Genomic DNA, 22483 nt, shown 5'->3' with positions numbered 1-22483 from the left:
TAAGGTGCCGCCATGTCCCATGCCGCCTTCGTTCCGCTTCGCATCTTTTCCTCCTTCACCATGCTGGAAGGGGCGATCGATCCCAAGAAGATCGCCAAGCAGGCGCGGGCGCTGGGTTTTCCGGCAGCGGCGATCACCGACCGCAACGGACTTTACGGGTCCATGGCCTTTTCCGACGCTTGCAAAGGCGAGGGCGTGCAGCCGATTATCGGGGCGATGCTGGGCGTGTTGCGCCCGGGCCGTCCCGCCAATGCGGCGCAAGTGCATGACTGGATCACGCTCTATGCGCAGGATGCGCGCGGCTATGACAATATCTGCGCTCTGGTGTCGATGGCGCATCTCGACCGGCCGGTGGAGGAGGTGCCGCATGTGACGCTCGACGCGCTGGAAGGGCGCACCGACGGCGTCATCGCCCTGACAGCGGGTGGCGAGGGCGCGCTGGCGCGATTGTTCGCGGAAGATCAGCCCGATGCTGCCCTGGCCTATGCCGAGCGGCTGGAGGCGCTGTTCCCCGACAGGCTGTATGTCGAAATTTGCCGCCGCCTCGACCCGGTGGAGGGCAAGGCGGAAGCGGCGCTGCTCGATCTTGCCTATGATCGCGGCCTGCCCCTGGTGGCAACCAACCCCACCTGCTTTACCGAACCGCACTTCCATGAAGCGCATGACGTGATGCTGTGCATCGCCGATAGCGCCTATGTGGACACCGCCGACCGTCGCAAAAGCTCGCCCGACGCCTGGATGAAGCCGGCGGCCGAAATGAAGCGGCTGTTCGAGGATCTGCCAGAAGCGCTGGCCAATACGCTGGTAGTGGCGCAGCGCTGCGCCGTGGCCGCCCCCAAGCGCAAGCCGATCCTACCCAGCCTTGCCGGCGATATCGAGGGCGAGGCCGCGATGCTGCGGGATCAGGCGGCGGCGGGACTGGAGGCGCGGCTGGAAAAGGCCGGCATATTGGGCGAGGAGATGCGGCGGCCCTATTATGAACGGCTGACGTTCGAGACCGACATCATCATCCAGATGGGCTTTCCCGGCTATTTCCTGATCGTTGCCGACTTCATCAAATGGGCCAAGGAGCAGGATATTCCGGTCGGGCCGGGGCGCGGGTCGGGCGCGGGGTCGCTGGTTGCCTGGGCGCTGACCATCACCGACCTGGACCCATTGCAACTCGGGCTGCTGTTCGAGCGCTTCCTCAATCCCGAACGTGTGTCGATGCCCGACTTCGACATCGACTTTTGCGAAACGCGGCGGGGCGAGGTGATCCGTTACGTACAGCAGAAATATGGCGCGGATCATGTGGCGCAGATCATCACCTTCGGTAAGCTGAAGGCGCGCGCGGTGCTGAAGGACACCGGCCGCGTGCTGCAGATGAGCTATGGGCAAGTGGACCGGCTCGCCAAGCTGGTGCCCAATCACCCGACCGATCCCTGGACGCTGGAACGGTCCCTGAATGGGGTCAGCGAGTTCAAGGCCGAATATGACAATGACAATCAGGTCAAGCGCCTGATCGACTATGCAATGAAGCTGGAGGGCTTCCCGCGCCACAGCTCCACCCACGCGGCGGGCGTGGTGATTGGCGACCGGCCGCTGAGCCAACTGGTGCCGCTCTATCGCGATCCGCGATCGGACATGCCGGTGACGCAGTTCGACATGAAATATGTCGAAGGCGCGGGGCTGGTGAAGTTCGACTTCCTGGGCTTGAAGACGCTGTCGGTGTTGCAGAAGGCGGTGCAGTTGCTGAGCGCACGGGGTGTGACGGTCGATCTCGACACGCTCGCCTGGGACGACACGGCGGTCTATGACCTGCTCCAGCGGGGCGATACGGTCGGCGTGTTCCAGCTGGAATCGGAAGGGATGCGCAAAACGCTGGCGGCAGTGCGTCCGACCAATTTCGGCGACATCATCGCGCTGGTGTCGCTCTATCGCCCCGGCCCGATGGACAATATTCCGATGTTCGGCCGTCGCAAGAATGGCCAGGAAGATATTGAATATCCGCACATTCTCCTGAAGCCGATCCTCGAAGAAACCTATGGAATCTTCGTCTATCAGGAACAGGTGATGCAGGCGGCGCAGATATTGGCCGGCTACAGCCTGGGCGATGCAGACTTGCTCCGCCGCGCCATGGGCAAGAAGATCAAAGCGGAGATGGACGCGCAGCGCGCCCGCTTCGTTGAAGGCTGCGCCAGGAGCGATATTCCGGCCGCCAAGGCGAACGAACTGTTCGACTTGATCGACAAGTTCGCCGGCTATGGCTTCAACAAATCGCACGCCGCCGCCTATGCGCTGCTCGCCTATCAAACGGCGTGGCTCAAGGCGCATTACCCGGCCGAATTCTATGCCGGGTCGATGGCGTTCGACATCCACCTCACCGAAAAGCTGACGGTGTTCGTCGATGATATGCGGCGTATGGGGCTGACCTGCCTTGCGCCCGACATCAACCGCAGCGAGGCGGATTTCACCGTCGAGCCGGTCGCTTATGAGGGCGAAGACGCGCGATTGGGCTTTGCCGTGCGCTATGCGCTGGGCGGCCTCAAGGGCGTGGGCGAAAAGGCGATGGAGCAGCTTGTCGAGGAGCGCAACAAGGGCGGCGCTTTCAAGAGCCTCGACGATTTCGCTGACCGGATCGAGCCGCGCTTGCTTAACCGGCGGCAGCTGGAAAGCCTGGCGGCGGCGGGCGCGTTCGATGGTATCCATGCCGACCGCGCGGGCGTTCATGCCGCGGCCGAGACGATCCTGTCCGTCGCCTCCAGCAATGCTGCCGCGCGCGAAAGCGGACAGGGGGGGCTGTTCGGCGACGTTGAAACACCCCATGCCGATGTGCGCATTCCGCCGCATCAGGCCTGGACCGTGGCGGACCGCATGGCGCAGGAAAAGGAGGCGTTCGGCTTTTATTTCTCGGCCCATCCGGTGGACCGCTACAAGCATCTGGCCGACGCGCGCGGCGCGCGCAGCTATGGCCTCATCTGTCAGTCCCCCATGCCCGCGCCCAATGCGGAAGGCCGGGCAATGACGATCATGGCGGCGATGGTCGAGGATGTGCGCTGGCGCGAGACCAAGCGCGGCGCGCGCTACGCCAGCGCGACCTTTTCCGACCAGAGCGGCCAGTTCCAAGCGAGTTGCTTCGATGAGGATGGTTGCAAGGCGATCGAGGAACTGGCGCGCGATGGCGACTGCGCGCTGCTGATCGTCGAGCTGGATCGCCTGCCGGGCGAGGAAACGCCACGCGTGACCGTGCGCAGCGTCGAGCCCTTCCGCGCGATCGCCAGCGCATCGCGCATGGAATTGACGGTGGACGTCGAGACGACGGACGCCGTCGAGGCGCTGGCAGCGCTACTGGCCGGCGCGGGCGGCGGCCGCAGCGAAGTCTTCCTGCGCGCGCCGTTAAGCGACGGGCAGGCCGCGCGCGTGTTCCTGGGCGATGGATATAGCCTGGGCGCGGATCAGGTGGACGCGATCGCGACCATCAGGGGGCTGACGATCCACAAGTTCGAGCGGATGGACGTGAAGGCTGACGGCTACCGCACGCGAACGCGCCGGTCGGGCATGCGGCTGGTAGGGTGAGGGTTTTGTGGCAACCATCGACCATTTTTTGCCCTTGGTGATGTCTATCGCGCATCTCTACACGGGACATTGCGACAACAACCCTTTTACCGTTAGATGGAACCGCCAGCGTGACGGAATTGGTAGACGTATCGCTACAGCGATCCTCGCCGGAGGGTAAAGGTGCGGGTTCGATCCCCTGCCGCTGGCAAGAATCGGCCAATTTGTTACAATTAGATTTTCAGGTCATATGATCGAAGCGGACCTCCAACCATGCAAGAGGCATTGATGAGGAAGGCAATCTTTGCAGTCGCTATCATCGGGTTGGCAGGATGCGAGCAGCCAGCCGAGATCAAACTTCCGTTTGATAATAGCACCGGTTTTCTAGATGGATATCAACTGCGAGTGCCGAAAAATCCTCCATTCACTTGGAGTAGCGCCCCTATCGATGAGGAAACGCTGGAACGATATCTTCAACAAATTGCGAGACGCCCAAATGGTGGCCGTCTTTTCGTAGAGTTTGAACCGGGTGTGTCGAAGCAAAGAAAGAGTTCTATTCGACAGAAAATCATTGATAGCGGCTTATGTGAACAGCGTCGCTGTGCCGAGGTAGGTTGGAATATTGAAAGGCCGGTTGTGAACTGACATGGCAGTATGCATTGTTATCGATTTAGGAGGGGACGGTCCGCAAACCACCCAATTTAGTCCTTTCCATACAGCCAGAAAGCCATCCTCTGACCTTTTCCCGCGGATCATGAGAGGGAGATGGATCCCCGCCTGCGCGCGCATGAGGCAAGAGGTGGCGTTTAGCTGCTTCTTGCTATCAGGGCGCTTTTCTCGCCTGCCATCAGAACAATCGCATCTGCGCGCCTTCGGGCGGGCGGAACAGATCGGTGCGCAGCGCCAGTTTCTCGCTGCCCAGTCCTGCCTTGCGCCTGGCCTTGATAAACCGCGTGCGGATGAGGTCGGCCCAGACGCCTTGCCCCTTCATCCGGCTGCCGAAATTGGGATCATTGTCGCGGCCGCCGCGCAGGTCGCGGATGATGGTCATGACTTTGCCCGCGCGGTCCGGGTGATGTTCGTCCAGCCACGCGCGGAAGAGGGGGGCGACTTCGTGGGGCAGGCGCACGAGGATATAGCTGACGTCGCGCGCGCCGGCGGCGGCGACGCGGGCAACGACCTTTTCGATTTCATGGTCGTTGATTGCCGGAATGATTGGCGACATATTGGCGGACACCGGCACGCCCGCCTCCGCCAGCCGGGCAATGGCGGCGAGGCGCTTTTCGGGATGGGCCGCGCGCGGCTCCAGCGTGCGAGCGACCCTGGGATCGAGCGTCGTGACCGAAATCATCACCGCGACCAGATTGTCGCGCGCCAGATCGGCGAGCAGGTCGATGTCTTGCAGGATGCGGTCGGACTTGGTGGTGATGAAGGTGGGATGGCGGGTTTCGGCAAGCACTTCCAGCACCTGCCGCGTGATGCGCCAATCCTTCTCGATCGGCTGATAGGGATCGGTATTGGTGCCCATGGCGATGGGGCTGACGATATAGCCGCGCTTCCCCAATTCCTTGCGCAGCAGGGCGGCGGCATCGGGCTTGGCGAAGAGCCGACTTTCGAAATCCAGCCCCGGCGAGAGATCGAGATAGGCATGGGTCGGCCGCGCGAAACAATAGATGCAGCCATGTTCGCAGCCGCGATAGGCGTTGATCGATTGCGAGAAGGCGATGTCGGGCGAGCTGTTGCGGGCGATGATCGTGCGGGGATGTTCGACCGCGACCTGGGTACGCAGGCGCGGTTGCGCCCCGTCGATCGCCTCCGCCATGTCGAGCCAATCGCCATCGGCCTGACGTTGGGGCAGGGCGAAACGGCGGCTTTCGCCATTCAATGTCGCGCCTCTGCCCTTTTCGATCGCCATGGCGGGAAGGTAGAACAATAAGAGAACATTCGCAAGCGGCTGCCCGCGTCGGTGGCGGCACTGGCGCGCGGGGGCGGGCGTCCCTATAGCGGGAAGATGGCTTCCAACCAGAAACAGAAGAAACCCGCCAAGGTCCGCCCTGCCGGCCTGCCCACCCGTCAGCAGGTGATGGATTTCATCGCCGAAGCCGATACGCCCGCGGGCAAGCGGGAGATCGCCAAGGCCTTTGGCCTCAAGGGGCAGGAGAAAATTGCGCTCAAAGCGCTGCTCAAGGACATGGCCGATGAAGGATTGATCGACATTGGTCCGGCGCGCGCCTTTCACAAGATGGGCGGCGTGCCCAAGGTGACGGTGCTGCGCATCGTCGATGTGGACGACACGACCCTGATCGCGACGCCGGAAAAATGGGACGCGGAGGGACAGCCTGCGCCCCGGTTGCGTATCGTCGAGCGGGGTAAACGCGGGGCGCTCACCATCGGCGACCGCATCTTGGCGCGCACGGAGGAGGCCGGGCGCGGCTGGATCGCGCACCCGATGAAGAAGCTGGCGAAAGCGAGCGAGGAATTGCTGGGCGTGGTCGAGGAGATGGCCGACGGCAAGCTGTGGTTGCGCCCCGTCGACAAGCGCATCCGCAAGGACACGCCGATCAGCGACCCAGGCGAAGCCCGGCCCGGCGACCTGGTGCTGGCCGAGCCGCATGGCCGGCCGCCGCGCATTTCGGCGCGGGTGACGGAAATTCTGGGCGATCCCTTTGCGCCGCGCAGCTTCAGCCTGATCGCCATTCACAAACATGGCATTCCCCACGTCTTTCCCGACCGGGTCGAGGACGATGCGCTGACCGTCGCGGCGCTACCCCTGCATGAGGACAAGCGCGAGGATCTGCGGCACCTTCCGATCGTGGCGATCGACCCGGTCGATGCGCGCGACCATGACGATGCAGTCTGGGCCGCGCCCGACGAGGACGAGGGCAATCCGGGGGGATATAAGGCGATCGTGGCGATTGCGGACGTCAGCTATTATGTCCGCCCCGGCAGCGCGCTGGACAAGGAAGCACGCAAACGGGGCAACAGCGTCTATTTCCCCGATCTGGTCGTGCCGATGCTGCCGCATCAATTGTCATCCGATATGTGCTCGCTGCGCGCGGGCGAGGACCGGGCGGCTATGGCGTGCCATCTGACGATCAATGCGCAGGGCAAGGTGACGGCATGGCGCTTTACGCGCGCGGTGATCCGGGTGGCGGCGGTGCTGGCCTATGAGGATGCGCAGGCGGCGATCGACGGGACAAAGGACAGAGCGCTGCTGGAGCCAGCCTTGAAACCGCTCTGGGCCTGCTGGGAATTGTTGCAAAAGGCGCGCAAGGCGCGCGATCCGCTGGCGCTGGATCTGCCCGAACGGCGAGTGGTGCTGGACGAGGCGGGCAAGATCGTGAGCGTTGCGGTGCGCGAGCGGCTCGACGCGCATATGCTGATCGAGGATTATATGATCGCCGCCAATGTCGCGGCGGCCAAGGCGCTGGAACAGAAGAAGGCGCCGGTTATGTACCGGGTGCATGAACCGCCGAGCCGCGACAAGCTGGTGGCGCTGAAGGATTATCTGGCGACCTTCGACATCGGCTTCGCGCTGGGGCAGGTGGTGAAGCCCTCCACCTTCAACCAGTTGATCGCGAAAATCGGCGAGGCGGAGGAGAAGCCGCAGATCATGGAGATGATCCTGCGCAGCCAGACGCAGGCCTATTATGCGCCGCAGAATATGGGGCATTTCGGCCTGGCGCTGGGCAGCTATGCGCATTTCACCTCGCCCATTCGGCGCTATGCGGATTTGCTGGTGCATCGCGCGCTGGTGGGCGCCTATGGGTTGGACCTGCCCGCGCCCAAGGGCAGGGACGTTCCGGATCGTTCGTCGCTCAGCCAGGACGATTATGAGAATATGGGGCGCGTGGGCGAAATGATTTCGGGCCATGAGCGGCGCGCGATGGAGGCGGAGCGAGAGACGATCGACCGCTATGTCGCGGCCTATCTGGCGGCGCATGTGGGCGAGGTGATGCCCGCGCGGATCACCGGCGTGCAGAATTTCGGCTTTTTTGCCACGGTGGAAGGGCTGGGCGGCGACGGGCTGGTGCCAGTGTCGACCATGGGGACCGAGCATTTCTTTTATGACGAGGCTGGTCGCGCCTTGCAGGGGGTAGAGAGCGGCGACCGCTATACGGTGGGGCAGAGGCTGGAGTTGCGGCTGGCGGACGCGGACCCGATCAATGGATCCTTGCGCTTCGAACTGCCCGACAGTCCCGCGCCGCGCGGCGCGCCAACGAAGCGGGATCGCACGCGACCCGGCATCAAGCGGGGACGCCCCGCCAATATCCGCCATATCGGCGGCAAGCGGGGCAGACACCGAAACTGACTCGCGCCCGCTTCGAGCGGAGGCGAGATGCCGATGGCGCGGCGCTTCCGTTTCTCGGCACGCTCGAAATGACCGGATTTTGGAATTAGCTCAGCCGGTCGATCGCCTCACCATCCAGGCCACCTGGAATGACCATGATAGGGCAGGGCAGCTTGCCCGCGTCGGCGCCAGCGAAATGGCTGACGAGCTTGCCGGGGTTGCCCGTGGCCGCAGCGCCCAGGACCAGGGCGGCGACATCCTCCATTTCCTCCAGCGTCTTGCGGACGACGGCGACGGCGTCGCCCTGACGCACGGTGATGCTGGGACGGATGCCGGATTCGTCGCTGAGCGTGCCGGCCGCACTGGTCACCAGCGCTTCGGCGCGTTGCAGCGCTTCATCCTCCATCGTCGCCTGAACGCCGCCCCACTGCACGAATTCGGCCGGCGGGATCAGCGCCAGGATGCGTACCGCGCCGCCAGTCTTGGCCGCACGTCGGGCGGCGAAGCGCAAGGCGGTTTCCGCCTCCGGCGATTCGTCCACAACAACCAGATATGTCCGCATAATTTCAGCGCCCCGCTTTGAACTTCTGGCCGCAAAGGTCGGTAATCCGATCTCAACGAACCAGTCCGGTGAAATGTGGGTGATAAATGCCGGCTCTGCAACCCGCTGCTTGACCGATCCGGCGAATGGGTGGAAACACGGCCACAAATGGCGACCGCCGGATAATGAAGAAGAGGCCCCGCACATGAGCAAGAAAATCCAGATGCCCGCCCTTTCGCCGACGATGGAGGAAGGCACGCTGGCCAAGTGGCTGGTGAAGGAAGGCGACAGCGTGTCGTCGGGCGACCTGCTGGCGGAGATCGAAACCGACAAGGCGACGATGGAGTTCGAAGCCGTGGACGAGGGCGTCATCGCCAAGATCCTGGTGTCGGAAGGCAGCGAGGGCGTGAAGGTGGGCACCGTGATCGCGATCATCGCCGAAGAAGGCGAAGATGTCGCCGATGCCGCAAGCGGTTCATCCGACGCACCCGCCCCCAAGGCAGTGGCTTCGACGGATGAAGCGCCCAAAACGGCGGAGGATGCCCCGGCGCCTAAGGCCGAGGCGCCTTCCGAAAAGCCGGAACCTGCCGCAGCAACCGCTTCGGGCGATCGCATCAAGGCGAGCCCGCTGGCGCGCCGCCTGGCCGAAGCGAAGGGCATCGACCTGGCCAGCGTCAAGGGCAGCGGCACCAACGGCCGTATCATCAAGGCGGACATCGACGCGGCCAAGCCGGGCGATACGCCTGCGCCCGCCGCTTCGTCCGCCACGGCTGCGCCGACTACCGCGGCCGCCGCGCCGGCCGCTGCGCCCGCTGCGCCCGCTGCGCAGGACTTCGGCATCCCGCATGAGGTCATCAAGCTCAGCGGCATGCGCAAGACGATCGCGCGCCGCCTGACCGAATCCAAGCAGCAGGTGCCGCACATCTACCTGACGGTGGACATCCAGCTCGACAAGCTGCTCAAGCTGCGCGCGGAGCTGAATGCGGGTCTGGAAAGCCGCAAGGTGAAACTGTCGGTCAACGACCTGCTGATCAAGGCCTTGGGCGTCGCGCTGATGCAGGTGCCCGAATGCAATGTGCAGTTTGCCGGCGACCAGATGCTGCAATTCAAGCGCGCCGACATTTCGGTCGCGGTGTCGATCCCCGGCGGCCTGATCACGCCCATCATCACGCAGGCGGACGGCAAGGGCGTCGCCGCCATTTCGACCGCGATGAAGGATTTGGCGGCACGCGCCAAGGACGGGAAGCTGAAGCCAGAGGAATATCAGGGCGGCACGGCTTCGCTGTCCAACATGGGCATGTTCGGCATCAAGCAGTTCGAGGCGGTCATCAACCCGCCGCAGGCCATGATCATGGCGATCGGCGCGGGTGAAAAGCGGCCCTATATCGTCGATGACGCCGTTCAGATCGCGACGGTGATGTCGGCCACAGGCAGCTTCGATCACCGCGCCATCGACGGCGCCGATGGCGCGCGCCTGATGCAGGTGTTCAAGGAACTGATCGAAAATCCGATGGGCCTGCTTGCCTGATGGGGCATCCCGACGAACAGCCGCCCGAGGCTAGTCCGGCTGTGCGGATCATTGCCATGCCCGCCGATACCAATCCCTATGGGGATATTTTCGGTGGTTGGCTGATGAGCCTGATGGACTCGGCCGCCGGGTCGGTCGCGGCGCGCCATAGTCATGGACGCGCCGTCACCATCGCGGTGGAAGGGATGACATTCCTGCGGCCGGTGGTCGTGGGTGATGAGGTTTCGGTCTTCGCAACCCTGAAATCCGTTGGGCGCACGTCCATGAAGATTGACGTGGAAGCATGGCGCCGAACCCGCCATGACGACCGCAGTTACCGCGTAACCCGCGCGACCTTCACCTTCGTGGCGATCGGCGAAGATCGCCAGCCCCGTTCCGTGCCGCCGCTTCCGGCAGAATAGAGAGAAGACATCATGGCTGAGAATTACGATCTCATCGTTCTGGGCTCCGGCCCCGGCGGCTATGTCGCCGCGATCCGCGCTGCACAGCTGGGCTTGAAAGTCGCGATCGTGGAGCGCGAAAATCTGGGCGGCATCTGCCTCAACTGGGGGTGCATCCCAACCAAGGCATTGCTGCGGTCGGCGGAAATCTTCCACTATATGCAGCATGCCGGTGACTATGGTCTGGCGGCGGAAAAGATCAGCGCCGACATCGCGGCGGTCGTCAAGCGTTCGCGCGGGGTGGCCAAACAGCTTAATCAGGGCGTGACGCACCTGATGAAGAAGAACAAGATCGCCGTGCACATGGGCGATGGCAAGCTGACGGGTAAGGGCAAGCTGTCCGTAACCAAGGACGGCAAGACCGAGGAACTGACGGCCAAGAACATCATCCTGGCGACTGGCGCGCGCGCGCGCGACCTGCCGGGCACGCCGGCCGACGGCAAGCGGGTTTGGACCTACCGCCATGCGATGACCCCGCCCGAAATGCCGACCAAGCTGCTGGTCATCGGATCGGGCGCGATCGGCATCGAGTTTGCCAGCTTCTATAACGACATGGGCGCGGACGTGACGGTCGTCGAAATGATGGACCGCATCGTCCCGGTCGAGGATGCCGACGTTTCGGCATTCCTGGAAAAGGCGCTCAAAAAGCAGGGCATGACCATCATGACCGGCGCAGGCGTCAGTGACATAAAGGTGACGGACAAGGGCGTGTCGGCCAAGCTGAAGGACAAGGCCGGGAAGGAAAGCGCCGCCGAGTTCAGCCACATGATTGTCGCCATCGGCATCGTTCCCAACACTGCCGACATCGGCCTTAAGGAACTGGGCGTCGATGTGGACGATCGCGGTTTCCTCAAGACCGACGAGATGTGCCGCACCAATGTCGAGGGGCTGTGGGCGATCGGCGATATCACCGCGCCGCCGTGGCTGGCGCACAAGGCGAGCCATGAGGGCGTGATTGCCGCCGAAGCTATTGCGGGCAAACACCCCCATGCCATGGACGCGCGTAATATTCCCGGCTGCACCTATTGCCATCCGCAAATCGCCAGCGTCGGCCTGACCGAAGCCAAGGCGAAGGAAGCGGGTTATGAAGTGAAGGTCGGCATGTTCCCCTTCATCGGCAATGGCAAGGCGATCGCGCTGGGCGAAGCGGAAGGCTTCACCAAGACGGTGTTCGACGCCAAGACCGGCGAATTGCTGGGCGCCCACATGATCGGCGCGGAAGTGACCGAGATGATCCAGGGCTACACCATCGGCAAGACGCTGGAAACGACCGAGGCGGAACTGATGCACACGGTGTTCCCGCATCCGACCATTTCGGAATCGATGCATGAAAGCGTGCTCGCGGCCTATGGGCGCGCGCTTCATATCTGACCGGCGATCAGTGACAAAAGGCGCGGGAGCTTTGGCTCTCGCGCTTTTTTGCGTGTTGCTGATCGCGTTCGCGCAGCGTTTCGGATGGCTGGACGAAATCAATGTCGGGCTGATGACGCTGGCGGGCGAAGGGCGGGACACCGGGCCGGGCGGCACGGTGACGATGGTGATGCGGCTGGCGTCTGCCATCGGTGGCACGCTGGGGCGCATCACGCTGCTGGCGTTGGTGCTGGCGCCACTCATCTGGGCTGGCTATCGGCGATCCGCGATGTGGCTGGCGGGCATGATGGCGGTCGGGACGCTGCTCAACCTGGCGTTGAAACAGGCCTTTGCCGCGCCGCGCCCGGACTTGCTGCCGCATCTCGATATCGTCCACACATACAGCTTTCCAAGCGGCCATTCGGCGGGGAACATGATGTTTTTCGGCGCGCTGGCGATGCTCTTCGGGCGGCGTGGCGCCTATTGGAGCGCGGCGGTCGCAATCCTGCTGATCGGGGTCAGCCGCGTCTGGCTGGGGGTCCATTGGCCCAGCGACGTACTGGCCGGCTGGATTGAGGGGCTGGGCTGGCTGGCTTTCTGCGCGATCTGGCTACCAGCGCGGGGAGGGAAGCAGCAGCGCGCGCGCAATGCTGCCGTGCGGAGGCATTCCATCGCTGGTAATGAAGCCGTGGACCCAGAAACTGTCGAAGGCGCTGCTCGCGGCGATCAGCGATAAGGGGATCGCCGTCCAGATGAGCAGCCTATGCGCGCCGATGACAGCGCGTGCCGGTGACAGCGCAATCAGCACCAGCGGCAGCACCGGCAGGAAGTAGCGCCCCTGCGTACCCTGGATATAATCCGCGCCGAGCGGCGTGCCAGTCAGATACATAGCGGTTTCTATGAGCAGCGCGACACCGAGGGCGACAGCAAGCCACCAGATACGCTGCCCCAGGCCAAAGCGCGCGCCCGAGCCCGTCGACACCCCGGCAGCAAGCATCAGCGCGGCGAGCGGATAGGCGAGCAGGGGCAGTAGGATCGCGTTCCAGCCGAACCGCCCGACAATCTGAAGCGCATAGACCGGCGCGCGTTCAATGACGCTGGTGACGAGGATATGGACATAATTAACCGGGGAGGCGAGAATCATGGCAAGCTGATCGCGCAGTGGCGCGGTCATCATCGTCTCGCCGGTTTTGCGCGACTGGATATGGTAAAGCGCCTGGCTGCCACCGGAATAGTGCATCCAGCCCAGGAAGGCGATCGAGCCCAGCGCCATCGCGCCGAGGATCAGCCACTGGCGGGGATCGCGTCGCGTCGGCCAGCGAAGGCCTGCGGCCATGAGCGGCAGATAGACGCCCTTGCACAGGGCCAGCAACGGTCCGGTGAGGAGCAGTCCGACCGAGCGAGCCGGTGCCGAGCCCATGAACCCGATCCGCAGGGCAAGCGCCAGCCCCACAAAGCCAAGGCCGTTGATGACGGCATCGGGAGAAAGCGAGCCCGTCTGGTAGGCGAAGGTCGGCAGCAAGGCGGTGACGAGCAGCGCATTACGGCCGAAAGGTAGCAGTTGCAGCGCGGCGATCAGCAGGGCGAGGCCGGTCAGCGCGTTGACGAGGCGTCCGACATAGAAGGTGCCAAGCGACGACAGGCCCAGCCCCTTGGCCGCCGCCAGACCCACGGCCCCTGGCACATAGAGTGTGGGCGCATAGCTGGCGACATTGGGGAAATCGGCAAAGTCAGTCCCGGTGCGACCCGCGTCGGCGGCGGCGCTCCGTCGCAATTGATCCGCGTCGAACACCCGCACCGTGGCGGGCACGTCGGTGGGAAAGTCGATGCGATGGATGTCCAGCGCGGCACGTGGCAATGTCGTGCCGATCGCCGGACCACGCTGCTGCGTCAGCACATCCCCCTGCCTGACCGCCAACGCCTTCATATAATGTTGATTTTCGTCCGGCGCCTGGAAGGGGGGCGTCACGAGGCAGAAGAAGAGCGTGAGCAGGCACAGGAGGGCAAGCAACAGCTTTTCCGACCGGCTCCATGGCGCGGAGAACAGCATGTCCGCGCGTTCCAGGCCAGAAAATCGCTGTCGTTCGTTCCGCATCGGCAAAATTTAGCCGCGACGGCTTAATATTTCGCGACTGTCTCGCAATGTGGCCAGATTTTCAACGGCGCGTTACATAGGGCGGCGTCGTCATTCCGCTTCCGGCTCCAGCGCCACGGGGGGATGCAGACGCAGGCGCGTCACGCGCCGGCTGTCGCTGGCGGTGATTTCCAGCTTCCAGCCGCTTTCGGGATGGTCCAAAATCTCGCCCATCTCGGGCACGCGGCCGGCGAGCACGAAGGCCAGGCCGCCCAGCGTATCGACATCTTCCTCCACATCGCCAAGGCGGGCATCAATTTCTTCGGCGACATCGTCGAGTTCAGCGCGGGCATCAGCGTCCCACAGGCCATCGTCCAGCGGCACCAGCATCGCTTCGGGCGCGTCGTCATGCTCGTCCTCGACGTCGCCAACGATTTCCTCGACCAGATCCTCGAACGTCAGCAGCCCTTCGGTGCCGGAATATTCGTCAAGCACGATGGCGAGATGAGTGCGCTTGGCGCGCATTTCCGCAAGCAGGTCCAATGCGCCCATGCTTTCAGGCACATAGAGCGGCTGACGGATCAGGGGCGCAAGCGTGTCGGGCGCCGGCGCTTTGCCGGCCAGGATGGCAAAGGCGTCGCGAATGTGGATCATGCCCACGATCGTGTCGAGATTTTCCCGGTATACAGGGATGCGGCTGTGGCCAGCTTCGGCAAAGAGCGCCGCGAGGTCTGCGAAGCTTGCCGTCTCTTCGATCGCCACGATGTCGGCGCGGGGCACGGCGACATCATCGACCGTATGTTCGGAAAAGTGCAGCAGGTTGCGCAGCATCTGCCGTTCGATGGCGGACAGATCGCCCTTTACCGGCGGATGATCTTCTTCATCTTCCTCATCATATTCGTCGAGCGCTTCCTCCAGTTCCTTGCGCAGGCTGGTTTCTGCATTCTCGCCGAACAGCAGCGACTTGATGCCGCTCCATAAGCCGCCCTCGTTACTACTGTCCGCTTCCTTGGAAGCGTTGCCATCCTTGGGGCTGCCTTCAGCCATCGGTCGTCCTAGTCCCCTGTTCGAAGCGTTTCGCGATCGGCCTTAGCGACCTTGCAGGAAAAACGCCTCATCAAATATCGTTGCGGTCCCCATAGGGGTCAGCCAGGCCCAGCGACGCCAGCGCGGCGATTTCCAGCGCTTCCATCGCTTCGGCTTCTGCGTCGTCCATATGGTCATATCCCAGCAAATGAAAAGTGCCGTGGACGATAAGATGCGTGGCATGATCCAAGATGCTGATGCCCTTGTCGGCGGCTTCCTGGACACAGACGCCTTCGGCCAGGACGATGTCGCCCAGCAGCACCTCGCCATCGTCGGTGTTGGCCGTCGCCTGAAGCAGATCGTCCTGCACCATCGGAAAGGACAGGACGTTGGTCGGCTTGTCCTTGTCGCGATAGGCGCGATTGAGGCCATGCACTTCCTCGTCGGAGGTCAGCTTCACCGCGATTTCATAATGTGTGGGTGCTGCTGCGAAGCCGGCATAGGGGCTGTGCGCGATCGCGGCGGTGACGGCGCGGTCGGCGAGGGATTGCCAGTCCGCGTCGGGCCAGCCGGTTTCGTGGAGGAGGGCGACGTCGATCATGAGTTATATGTCCGTTCGTCCTGAGTAGCCGCTGAGCTTGCCGAAGCGGCGTATCGAAGGATGTAGTGCGCGCCTGCCCTTCGATACACAGCTGTCGACACGCTCAGTCCCTCAATCCGGGCGACCGGTGTAGGGATCAGATCAAGCATCCGGCCCCTCATATGCCTGGACGATGCGGCCGACGACCGGGTGCCGCACCACGTCGCCGATGCCGAATGGCACCATGGCGATGCTTTCCACGCCATGCAGGCGGGCCACCGCGTCGGCGAGGCCAGAGATGCCGGGTTGCGGCAAGTCGACCTGCTTGGGATCGCCGCAGATGACCATGCGGCTGCCCTCGCCAAAGCGGGTCAGGAACATCTTCATCTGGGCGATGGTTGTGTTCTGCGCCTCGTCGAGCACGATGAACGCGTTGGCCAAGGTGCGCCCGCGCATGAAGGCGAGCGGCGCGATCTCGATCTCGCCGCTCGCGATGCGCCGTTCGACCTGTTCGGCCGGCAGCGTGTCATAGAGCGCGTCGTAGATGGGGCGCAGATAGGGATCGACCTTGTCCTTCATGTCGCCGGGCAGGAAGCCCAGCCGCTCGCCCGCTTCCACCGCCGGGCGGGAGAGGATGAGGCGATCCACGCTGCCGGTGATGAGCTGGCTGACTGCCTGCGCGACCGCGAGATAGGTCTTGCCGGTGCCTGCCGGGCCGAGGGCGAAGATGATGTCGTTGCGGGTCAGCGCCTCCATATAGGTGACCTGCGTCGCTGATCGTGGCACGATCGTCTTCTTGCGGGTGCGGATCATCACCTTGGGCGGTTCGGCGACGTCATGGCGGATGATGCCGTCGAGCGTCGGTTCGGCGGACATGGCGATCACCGCCTCCACTGCGCCGGAATCGATTTCCTGCCCGGCGACAATCCGGTTGTAGAGGCCGGTCATGACGTCGCGGGCGCGGGCGGCGGCTTCGGCCTCACCCTCGATCTGGAGCTTGTTGCCGCGCGCGGCGATATAGACACCCAGGCGGTTTTCGATGGCGACCAGATTCTGGTCATATTGCCCGAACAGCGCGCCCAGCAGATGCGGTTTATCGAAAGTGACTTCCAGACGGGCGCGCTCGGCGATGTCGGGGCGCGGACTGTGATGCGGCTTTTTCGACATAGGTCAACCTCTCCCTTGCACGGTCACACCCGCAAAGACGGGCATCCATCTTCCAAACCAAGCGTCTAGCGGAACGGCCCGGAGATGGGTCCCCGTCCTTGCGGGAACGACGGTGCGATGGATCAAGCGGCCTTCCTCCTCAAGGTTTCGCCAGCCAAGCTATTGGGTCCGGCGCTGATGATATCGACGGTGACCAGATCGCCGATCGACAGCTCGGGCGCGGTCACGACGACCGACTGGAGCCAGGGCGATTTGCCAATGAGCTGGCCGGGGTGCCGACCCTTGCGCTCCAGCAGGATTTGCGTGGTGCGCCCTACGGTCGCGGCGTTGAATTCGGCCTGCTGACGATTGAGCAAGGCCTGAAGCCGCGAAAGCCGTTCGTCCATGACCGCTGCCGGTATCTGGTGATCCATGTCGGCGGCTGGCGTTCCGGGGCGGGGGCTATATTTGAAGCTGTAGCATTGGGCGTAGCGCACCTGTTCGACGATGCGCAGCGTATCTTCGAATTCGGCATCCGTTTCGCCGGGGAAGCCGACGATGAAGTCGCCCGAAATGGCGATGTCGGGGCGCGCCTGCCGCACCCGTTCGATGATGCGCAGATAGCTGTCGGCGCTGTGGCTGCGGTTCATCGCTTTTAGGATGCGGTCATTGCCCGCCTGCACCGGGAGATGCAGGAACGGCATGAGCTTGTCGATGTCGCCATGCGCCGCGATCAGGCCATCGCTCATGTCATTGGGATGGCTGGTCGTATAGCGGATGCGGCGCAGGTCAGGGATTTTCGCCAGTTCACGGACCAGTCCGTCCATGCCCTGCGCCCGGCCCTTGTCATCCTCCCCGGTCCAGGCGTTCACATTCTGGCCAAGAAGGGTGATTTCCCGCGCGCCGCCATCGACCAGCGTCTTGGCTTCATCGACGATCGCGCTCCAACTGCGGCTGATCTCGGCGCCGCGTGTGTAGGGGACCACGCAATAGGTGCAGAATTTGTCGCACCCTTCCATGATGGTAAGGAAGGCGGTGGGGCGCGCCTGCTTGGTGCGCGCCGGGAGCGCGCCGAATTTGGAGGCCGCTGGCATGTCGGTATCGACCGCCGCTTCGCCCCGACCGACCTTGTCGATCAGATCGGGCAGGCGATGATAGGCCTGTGGCCCCACCACGATGTCGACATTGCGCGCCCGGCGCTGGATCTCGCTGCCTTCGGCCTGTGCGACGCAGCCGGCGACGGCGATCATCGGACGGCTGCCATCGTCGCGGGTCAGGCGGCCGATGTCGGAATACACCTTGTCCACCGCCTTTTCACGAATGTGGCAGGTGTTGAGGATGACGAGGTCGGCGTCCGTGCCCTCGGCAGCCGGGGTCATGCCCTGCGTGCCCAGCATTTCGGCCATGCGCTCGCCATCATAGACGTTCATCTGGCAACCGAAGGATTTGACGTGAAATGTCGTGGGCGCGGTCGTCGCAGGATTTCGGGGGGCGTCGTTACGATTCATGCGGTCCAGCTATACAGGCGGCAAGGGGGGAGCGGAAGAGTGGTGATGCGCGGCGATGCTGGCAGCGATCCGGTCTCGCGCCAGCGCGGCGATCGCCTTGCGATCCGCGCATTTGGCCGGATCGAAGGGCGCGAGAAAGCGGATCGTCATCGGCAATCGGCCCTTGCGTCGCAGAATTCGCAGGACGTTGTCGACCGCGGGTTCGTCACCGATCCAGGCGATGTCCGAGGCGGCTGCACCATAGTCGATGTGCACCGGCTGGATCATCACAGGGCGCGGCGGCGGTAGCAATACGGCCAACAGGGTGGGCTTGAACGGCAGGAGCGTGGTGCCGTCGCCGGTCGTGCCTTCGGGAAAGAGCGTGACCGGCTGATGCCCCATCAAGGCCGATCGGAGCGCGTCCATCTGCCCCGACAGGCCGCCGCGGCGTTCGCGCGAAACGAAGACCGTGTTGTTCTGCGCCGCCAGCCAGCCGACGACGGGCCATCGTGCGACGCCATCTTTCGACACGAAGGCCGTGCCGGTGGCCCCGCCCAGCGCAAGAATGTCGATCCAGCTGACATGGTTGGCGAGCAGGAAAATGTCGCCGCCGGCCGGTTGACCGTCGAGAGATATCCGCGCGCCGATCGCGCGCGCCGCGAGCCCCAGAAACCGGGAGGGCCAAGGCGAGCGCCGACCGGCCAGGCGCCAGCCGAGATGAGGGATGAGGCATAGCAGCAGGGCACTGGCCAGCAGGAAAAGGCGGCCAGCGCAGCGCAGGGGCGCGATCCTGTCAGTTCTTGCGGTCGAGCGCGACGCCGTACAACTCCATACGGTGATCGACCAGCCGGAAACCCAGCTTTTCGGCGATCTGCTTTTGCAACTGTTCCAGTTCCGGGTCGACAAATTCGATGACGTTGCCGGTTTCGACGTCGATCAAATGGTCATGATGCGATTCCGGCGCAGCTTCGTAGCGGGCGCGACCGTCGCCGAAATCATGGCGTTCCAGGATGCCGGCTTCTTCGAACAGGCGCACAGTGCGATACACGGTGGCGATGGAAATGCCCGGATCGATAGTGGCGGAGCGTTTGTGCAATTCCTCGACATCGGGATGATCGGACGCGTCACTGAGCACCTGGGCAATCACCCGGCGCTGCTCTGTGATGCGCAGCCCCTTTTCATGACACAGGGCTTCGACGTCAATTTTGCGGTTCATGCAGGCTCGCTTACTGGATTCAGGCGAAAAGTCGGGCATAGCCTAGCGCCTTTTACCCATGCGGGAAAGGGGCGCATCGGCCGATGCACCCCTTTCCGGGAAAGTCGCGCTGGCGCGGTGTGATTACTTGCCGCGGGTGCGGCGACGCTTGGTGCCAAGGCCGATCTTCTTTGCCAGATTGCGGCGCTGTTCGGCGTAGTTGGGCGCAACCATCGGATAGTCGGCGGGCAGGTTCCACTTGGCGCGGTAATCTTCCGGCGTCATCTGATAATGGGTCATCAGGTGACGCTTGAGCATCTTGAGCTTCTTACCGTCTTCAAGGCAGACGATATAGTCGGGCTTGATCGACGCGCGGATGGACACGGCGGGTTCGGGGCGGACCTCGGGCGCTTCGACCGGCTGGTTGAGCGCGGACAGGGCGGCGTGAACATTCTGGATCAGCGACGACACATCCGAAACCGCAACGCTATTGTTGGAGACGTGCGCGGCAACAATGTCAGAGGTCAAGGTGATAAGCAGTTCGTTCTGCGCGGATTCGGTTTCCATGGTCCTGTTTCCTGCCAATTTATACAGTGATGCGACCCGCCCGACGGAATGTTTTCAGGAGCGGTATTGCGTCGCCTAATCTTCACATGGGGTTTGCGCAACCATCAATTGCTTCAAATGCCCATATCGATGCGAAAACTTAAGGCGTCATATAATTGACCATCACTGCCGCGATAATAACCCGGGCGGCGATGCACATATTCGAACCCAATTTTCTCATAGAGTTGAATGGCGTTATTCGTCGCGCGTACTTCAAGATTCATCGATGTGATGCCTCGCCGACGCGCCGTGCGTAAACTGTCCCGCAGCAATGTTTCCCCGATACCGCGCCCGCGCCAGAGCGGCGCGACCGCCAGCAACAGCAATTCGCATTCATCCAAAACGGACCGCACCAGGGCGAAGCCGAGCGGCGAGGCGTCGAGCCGCGCAACCGTAAGCCAGGTGCCAGGCATGATCATCACCCCCGCCAATTGCGGCAAGGTCCAGGCTTCGCCAAAAACGGGGTCGAAGGCCGCAGTCATGACGTCCATGGTGTCGGCCATCGCGTTGCGATCCGCGCCTTCGTGCAGGTCAAGGGAGAGGCCGGGCATCATGGCAGGGCGCGCTCCGCAATCGTCTTCGCGTCTGCGCCACGGCCATAAATGGGGGAGGGCGGCAGGCCTGGCAGCGCCGCGATCAGCGGCCATGCGCTGGCGTCGGGATAGAGGGTGACCGCTGTGCCGGCACCGCGTTCCGTGACCAGCGTCTCAGCGCCGGTGCCGTAGATAAAGGGCGTTTCAATCTGTCGCGCCAGGTCCGAAATCAGGGTCGAACGGATGGGGCCATGCTGGGTGCGGCCATCGGCATCGAAGCATTGCCAGAATAGTTCGCCGTGCCCGCCGGTGATGGTGACCACAATGGGGCCGCCCTGATGATCGCTGAGCGCCGCCTGGGCCGCAATGATCGAGGGCGCGCTGAAACCGTGAAGCGGGACGCCCCAGGCCAGAGCCAGGGCACGGGCGGCGGCGATACCGATCCGCACGCCGGTAAAGCTGCCCGGCCCTACATCGACGGCGATCGCATCGGCGCGTCCTCCGTCGGGCAAGGCAGCGATAGCCGGCAGAAGCGCCTCGGCATGGCCGCGACCGACAATCTCGTGAAATCGCCCGACAGGCGTGCCGTCCTCCAGCAGCGCCACGGACAAAGCCTGTGTCGCAGTGTCGATCACCAGCAGGCGCAAGGAATACTCCCGTTCAGCATCCGCCAGATGCGGACTCGCCTAGCGGTTAGTCGATCCGGGGCGATTTGCCAAATGGCCTTGCGGCATCAGACCGCGCGCACTTCCGTCACTTCGGGAACATAATGTTTGAGCAGTTGCTCGATGCCGTTCTTGAGCGTCGCCGACGACGATGGGCAACCAGCGCAGGCGCCCTGCATCTTGAGGTAAACCGTGCCCTTGTCGAACCCGCGATAGATGATGTCGCCACCATCATTGGCGACGGCAGGGCGGACGCGGGTGTCGATCAGTTCGCGGATCTGATCCACGATCTCGGCATCTTCGGGGTTTTCGGCAAAGGCGTCGTCGTCGGCCGGAACATGAATTTCGCCTGCCGATCCGGCCACGAACAAAGGCATGTTCGCGGAGAAATGTTCGAGCAGGATGGAAAGCACTTCGGGCTTCACGTCGCGCCAGTCAGACCCTTCGCCGATGGTCGCGGAAATGAAGTCGCCGCCGAAGAAAACGCCGGTAACGTCTCCCAAGGTGAAGAGCGCACTGGCAAGCGGCGATGCCTCGGCCTCTTCAGGGGATGCGAAATCGCGGGTGCCAGCGCCCATGACCACGCGGCCGGGGATGAATTTGACGGTCGCCGGATTGGGCGTCGGTTCGGTCTCGATCAGCATGGTGCGCATGTGGCGATTTGCTGCGGCAAGATCAACCCGTCGGAACTTCGCCCGCGACCGTTGATTGAGTGTAGCAAATATGAAGGAGATGCGACGATGAGCACCGAGACCGAAATCCGCGAACGTTTCTGGAAGCAACTGACGGAAAGCCCGTTTCTGATGGTCGGCCTGCAGGGTTCGCGGGACCATAATCTGCCGATGACCGCGCAATTGGACCCGGAAGCCAATCATGCCTTCTGGTTTTACACGTCCAAGGACAATCGGCTGGCGCCGGGCGGCCCGGCCATGGCGCAATATGCGTCGAAGGATCATGACCTGTTCGCATGTATCGATGGCACGCTGACCCCAGAGACAGACCCGGCCGTGATTGATCGTTACTGGTCCAAGCAGGTAGAGGCCTGGTATCCGCAGGGTCGGAATGATCCCAGTCTTCTGATGCTGCGGTTCGACCTTAACACCGCTGAGATCTGGGAAGCAGAAATGTCCCTGAAGGGCGTGTTCAAGATGATGTTCGGTGGCGACGTGCGTTCAGAGATGAAGGGCAAGCACGCCGAAGTCTCTCTTTGAACACCTGATCTTGTGGTGAGCGGCTGCCTGGTTGGTGGCCGCTTGCTTTTTGCGCGCGTTGCAGGCATATGCGCTGCGGCGCGGCAACCGGCTCTCACAGGCCCATAGCGATTGGCAGCGTGATCGTCCCCGACGCTTATGGAGCGGGAAGGGACCGGCCAATGACCAGCCTGCGCCAAGCTTGAGGCTTCCCTTTTCACGCGGGTCGTTTCATAACCCGCCTCGCGCCCTCTCTGTGACAGTCACGGACGGTCGGCGCTGGCCGACATGTGAGAC

The 22483-nt window shown here is 63.2% G+C and carries 20 protein-coding genes and 2 pseudogenes; 9 read left to right on the top strand and 13 right to left on the bottom strand.

The annotated features are described in order from the left end of the window. The first annotated feature begins 12 nt into the window (after positions 1 to 12). The 3 genes and pseudogenes from dnaE to LL253_RS13595 all read left to right on the top strand — a co-directional run bounded on the left by dnaE (position 13) and on the right by LL253_RS13595 (position 4179). The gene (dnaE, locus tag LL253_RS13605) at positions 13 to 3555 is read left to right on the top strand and encodes a DNA polymerase III subunit alpha (protein ID WP_228227515.1); all 3543 of its coding nucleotides are present in this window, start codon (positions 13 to 15) and stop codon (positions 3553 to 3555) included. Between the two features lie 104 nt (positions 3556 to 3659). Next, positions 3660 to 3745: pseudogene (locus LL253_RS13600) on the top strand. Positions 3746 to 3807: 62 nt separating this feature from the next. After that, complete coding sequence (locus tag LL253_RS13595) at positions 3808 to 4179, top strand: hypothetical protein (protein ID WP_228227514.1); 372 nt, start codon at positions 3808 to 3810, stop codon at positions 4177 to 4179. Between the two features lie 202 nt (positions 4180 to 4381). Here LL253_RS13595 and LL253_RS13590 read toward each other — a convergent pair whose 3' ends face one another. After that, on the bottom strand, positions 4382 to 5449 hold the full coding sequence (locus LL253_RS13590; protein ID WP_228227513.1) for a PA0069 family radical SAM protein: 1068 nt from the start codon (positions 5447 to 5449) through the stop codon (positions 4382 to 4384). A 96-nt stretch (positions 5450 to 5545) separates the two neighbouring features. Here LL253_RS13590 and rnr point away from each other — a divergent pair, with 96 nt between their 5' ends. Next, positions 5546 to 7846 carry a ribonuclease R gene (gene rnr / locus LL253_RS13585; protein ID WP_228227512.1) on the top strand — a complete coding sequence of 767 codons (2301 nt, stop codon included), beginning with the start codon at positions 5546 to 5548 and terminating at the stop codon, positions 7844 to 7846. 85 nt (positions 7847 to 7931) lie between these two features. Here rnr and LL253_RS13580 read toward each other — a convergent pair whose 3' ends face one another. After that, the gene (locus LL253_RS13580) at positions 7932 to 8387 is read right to left on the bottom strand and encodes a universal stress protein (protein WP_009821886.1); all 456 of its coding nucleotides are present in this window, start codon (positions 8385 to 8387) and stop codon (positions 7932 to 7934) included. Positions 8388 to 8571: 184 nt separating this feature from the next. Between LL253_RS13580 and LL253_RS13575 the strand changes: the two genes are divergently transcribed. The 4 genes and pseudogenes from LL253_RS13575 to LL253_RS13560 all read left to right on the top strand — a co-directional run. Continuing rightward, complete coding sequence (locus LL253_RS13575) at positions 8572 to 9894, top strand: pyruvate dehydrogenase complex dihydrolipoamide acetyltransferase (protein ID WP_228227511.1); 1323 nt, start codon at positions 8572 to 8574, stop codon at positions 9892 to 9894. Further along, positions 9894 to 10295: an acyl-CoA thioesterase gene (locus tag LL253_RS13570; protein WP_009821884.1), complete on the top strand. Its 402-nt coding sequence runs from the start codon at positions 9894 to 9896 to the stop codon at positions 10293 to 10295. The genes LL253_RS13575 and LL253_RS13570 overlap by 1 nt, the downstream gene beginning before the upstream one ends. 12 nt (positions 10296 to 10307) lie before the next feature. Further along, on the top strand, positions 10308 to 11705 hold the full coding sequence (gene lpdA, locus LL253_RS13565) for a dihydrolipoyl dehydrogenase (RefSeq protein ID WP_228227510.1): 1398 nt from the start codon (positions 10308 to 10310) through the stop codon (positions 11703 to 11705). Further along, positions 11662 to 12246: pseudogene (locus LL253_RS13560) on the top strand (phosphatase PAP2 family protein); the annotation flags it as partial. The gene lpdA and the pseudogene LL253_RS13560, both read left to right, overlap by 44 nt. Positions 12247 to 12294: 48 nt before the next feature. Here LL253_RS13560 and LL253_RS13555 read toward each other — a convergent pair. The 11 genes from LL253_RS13555 to LL253_RS13505 all read right to left on the bottom strand — a co-directional run bounded on the left by LL253_RS13555 (position 12295) and on the right by LL253_RS13505 (position 21640). Continuing rightward, positions 12295 to 13734, bottom strand: coding sequence for a DUF2142 domain-containing protein (locus LL253_RS13555; protein WP_228227509.1), 1440 nt, complete (start codon positions 13732 to 13734; stop codon positions 12295 to 12297). 135 nt (positions 13735 to 13869) lie between these two features. Continuing rightward, a complete protein-coding gene (locus LL253_RS13550; RefSeq protein ID WP_228227508.1) occupies positions 13870 to 14805 on the bottom strand; it encodes a hemolysin family protein in 936 nt (311 codons plus the stop codon). A gap of 70 nt (positions 14806 to 14875) precedes the next feature. After that, positions 14876 to 15385, bottom strand: coding sequence for an rRNA maturation RNase YbeY (gene ybeY, locus LL253_RS13545; RefSeq protein ID WP_228222377.1), 510 nt, complete (start codon positions 15383 to 15385; stop codon positions 14876 to 14878). Positions 15386 to 15526: 141 nt separating this feature from the next. Next, positions 15527 to 16531: a PhoH family protein gene (locus LL253_RS13540; protein ID WP_009821877.1), complete on the bottom strand. Its 1005-nt coding sequence runs from the start codon at positions 16529 to 16531 to the stop codon at positions 15527 to 15529. Between the two features lie 122 nt (positions 16532 to 16653). Then, positions 16654 to 18018 carry a tRNA (N6-isopentenyl adenosine(37)-C2)-methylthiotransferase MiaB gene (gene miaB / locus LL253_RS13535; RefSeq protein ID WP_228227507.1) on the bottom strand — a complete coding sequence of 455 codons (1365 nt, stop codon included), beginning with the start codon at positions 18016 to 18018 and terminating at the stop codon, positions 16654 to 16656. A gap of 9 nt (positions 18019 to 18027) precedes the next feature. Next, the gene (locus LL253_RS13530) at positions 18028 to 18786 is read right to left on the bottom strand and encodes a lysophospholipid acyltransferase family protein (RefSeq protein ID WP_228227537.1); all 759 of its coding nucleotides are present in this window, start codon (positions 18784 to 18786) and stop codon (positions 18028 to 18030) included. Between the two features lie 4 nt (positions 18787 to 18790). Then, entirely contained in the window at positions 18791 to 19213 is a 423-nt protein-coding gene (locus LL253_RS13525) for a Fur family transcriptional regulator (RefSeq protein WP_009821873.1), read from the bottom strand. A 123-nt stretch (positions 19214 to 19336) separates the two neighbouring features. Continuing rightward, on the bottom strand, positions 19337 to 19759 hold the full coding sequence (locus LL253_RS13520) for a MucR family transcriptional regulator (RefSeq protein WP_009821872.1): 423 nt from the start codon (positions 19757 to 19759) through the stop codon (positions 19337 to 19339). A 113-nt stretch (positions 19760 to 19872) separates the two neighbouring features. Continuing rightward, positions 19873 to 20352, bottom strand: coding sequence for a GNAT family N-acetyltransferase (locus tag LL253_RS13515; RefSeq protein WP_009821871.1), 480 nt, complete (start codon positions 20350 to 20352; stop codon positions 19873 to 19875). Further along, positions 20349 to 20978 (bottom strand): tRNA (adenosine(37)-N6)-threonylcarbamoyltransferase complex dimerization subunit type 1 TsaB, encoded by a 630-nt coding sequence (gene tsaB / locus LL253_RS13510; RefSeq protein ID WP_228227506.1) that lies wholly within the window; start codon positions 20976 to 20978, stop codon positions 20349 to 20351. The genes LL253_RS13515 and tsaB overlap by 4 nt, the downstream gene beginning before the upstream one ends. 86 nt (positions 20979 to 21064) lie before the next feature. Beyond that, positions 21065 to 21640, bottom strand: a complete 576-nt coding sequence (locus LL253_RS13505; RefSeq protein ID WP_228227536.1) for a NifU family protein — start codon at positions 21638 to 21640, stop codon at positions 21065 to 21067. A gap of 96 nt (positions 21641 to 21736) precedes the next feature. Here LL253_RS13505 and LL253_RS13500 point away from each other — a divergent pair, with 96 nt between their 5' ends. Further along, the gene (locus LL253_RS13500) at positions 21737 to 22207 is read left to right on the top strand and encodes a pyridoxamine 5'-phosphate oxidase family protein (RefSeq protein ID WP_228227505.1); all 471 of its coding nucleotides are present in this window, start codon (positions 21737 to 21739) and stop codon (positions 22205 to 22207) included. Positions 22208 to 22483 lie beyond the last annotated feature (276 nt).

Source organism: Sphingobium soli, assembly GCF_020782245.1.
Lineage (GTDB): Bacteria > Pseudomonadota > Alphaproteobacteria > Sphingomonadales > Sphingomonadaceae > Sphingobium > Sphingobium soli.
Note: the sequence above shows the minus strand (reverse complement) of the source record. Positions and strands in the feature narration are given on the sequence as shown.